Origin of the sequence: Bacillus sp. C30, assembly GCF_040838255.1 — a bacterium.
Taxonomy (GTDB): Bacteria; Bacillota; Bacilli; order Bacillales; family Bacillaceae_G; genus Bacillus_A; species Bacillus_A mycoides.
This window is the reverse complement of the sequence record NZ_JBFPJH010000465.1, coordinates 1-2,185: the sequence shown is the minus strand read 5'-3', so window position 1 is coordinate 2,185 and position 2,185 is coordinate 1. Positions and strand designations below refer to the sequence as shown.

Below are 2,185 nucleotides of genomic sequence, written 5' to 3'. Positions count from 1 at the left end.
GTTTTGTTCATCCCCCACTGATTATTAGTTGAACCAATCGGGCGTTTACGGGCAGTTTATCTCCCACCTAATTTCTTTGCTTCAGCTGAATTTTGAGGTGGGAGTTTTACTGCCCGTTAATGCGGGATAAATAGAAGGGGCAAAACAATTTGTACCCCTTCTAATAGTTGTTCTTATCTTATACAGGATATATGTTCTGAAACTGCTTTAATAATTTTATCCCAGTCATCGGGATGAATCTCGTGCCCTGTACCTTCAAGGGATAATAGCTTTGAGTTCGGAATTTCATCAATAAGTGCGAGTCCATGTTCAAGTGGAAGAGCTGTATCGTCCGTACCATGAATTACTAAAGTAGGTACTAGTAACGACTTTAGTATACCTTCATAAGAATCATCACCTGTAAGGAGGGCGTGATTAAACATACTTAATAGATTGTTAGCACGTTCTATTTCTTGCTTTACTTGTTTTAAAGTTCTTGCTTCATCAAATATACGCTTTGATCCACAGAGTAGACGTGATCCTGTAATTAAATATTTCGCTATAACATCTTTATTTGTCCAATCTAAATTTGCACCATTAGCATGATGTGTCAAAATTCTTTCATCCATTGGAGGCAAATCACGAGTATTGTTATCAGATCCAATAACGCTTGTTGCTAGTAATGTTAAGGTCAAAATTCTTTCTGGGTGTTTTACTGCAGCAATTTGAGCAATCATACCTCCTAATGACATGCCAAAAAGGTGTGCCTTGTCAATATGATACGCATCGAGTACTCCGATTGCATCTTCAGCCATATCTGCTACAGTGTAATTGGAAGTCCCAGGCTCATATGTAACAGAACGCCCAACATCACGGTTATCATAGCGAATGACAAACCTTCCTGTGCTAGCCAACCTTTCACAAAATTCTTCATCCCAATAAACCATTGAACACGTAGCTCCCATAATTAATAATATTGCTGGGTTATTAGGATTTCCAAAGCTTTCTGTACATATATCAATACCGTTTACTTTGAAAACTTGTTCACTCATAGCACACTCTCCGTTTCATTTAAAGGTCATTAATAAATAAAGAGAAATATAACTTTGGGTGTTTCTTAGGCGTAAATTAGATTGTATTTAAGTGAAATAAATGTTTTTTGCACTCATGATGCTTAATTAGTAGAGTAGCATAAATATCACCTCCTAACATATTTATTGTCATCCAAGGCGGAAAATTTTGAAAAATAATTGTTTGTTATTACAATAAACAACAAGGAGGAGAGGAAATGAAAGCAATTGTTATTAATCAATATGGTAGTGTTGAAGCATTACAAGAAAGACAAGTTCCTAAACCAGTTGTTAAATGTAATGAAGTATTAATACGTATACACGCAACATCTGTCAATCCTGTTGATTGGAAAATAAGAAAGGGAGACTTACAAGAAAAGTTGCGATTTTCATTTCCAATTACATTAGGATTAGATGTTGCTGGAATAGTTGAAGAAGTTGGAGAAGATGTGAATCATTTTAAAATAGGAGATAAAGTGTTTACGAAACCTGAAAATACAGGGAAAGGTTCTTATTCTGAATACATTACAGTGAAATCAAATTTAGTAGCGCAAATGCCTAATAATCTTAATTTTGAAGAAGCAGCATCTATACCTCTTGCAGGACTTACAGCTTGGCAAAGTCTTGTCGATTATGCACAAATAAAAGAAAATGACCGAGTATTAATTCATGCTGGAGCGGGCGGAGTAGGGAGTTTTGCAATTCAAATCGCAAAATCATTTGGGGCTTTTGTCGCAACAACTGCAAGTAGTAAAAATGAAGAGTTTTTAAAGTCTTTAGGTGCTGACCTTGTTATTGATTATAAAAAAGATAAATTTGAAGAGCTACTATCAGATTATGATATTGTGTTAGATACAATCGGCGGAGAAGTACAAGAAAAAAGTTTTCAAATTATTAAATCTGGTGGTGTTCTAGTTTCTATCGTTCATGAACCACTTCATGAAGTAAAGGGTATAAGATCAGGATTTTTATGGTTAAAACCAAGTGGAAAGCAATTAGACGAATTAACTAGTTTGATCCAAGCTGAAAAAATCAAACCAATCATTAGTAAAGTTGTGCCGTTTAATGAAAAAGGCGTTAGAGAAGCTCATATTTTGAGTGAAAGTCAGCATACTAGAGGGAAAATTGTAATTACG

General features: G+C 35.1%; 2 protein-coding genes. One reads left to right on the top strand and one right to left on the bottom strand.

Going from position 1 to position 2,185, the window contains the following annotated elements:
- Positions 1 to 173: 173 nt before the first annotated feature.
- Positions 174 to 1,031 (bottom strand): BCA family alpha/beta fold macrolide esterase, encoded by an 858-nt coding sequence (gene mleBCA / locus AB3X49_RS21795; protein ID WP_002127689.1) that lies wholly within the window; start codon positions 1,029 to 1,031, stop codon positions 174 to 176.
- 236 nt (positions 1,032 to 1,267) lie between these two features.
- Here mleBCA and AB3X49_RS21790 point away from each other — a divergent pair.
- Positions 1,268 to 2,185 (top strand): NADP-dependent oxidoreductase (locus AB3X49_RS21790; protein ID WP_367964701.1); only part of this gene is annotated, 918 nt, incomplete at its 3' end.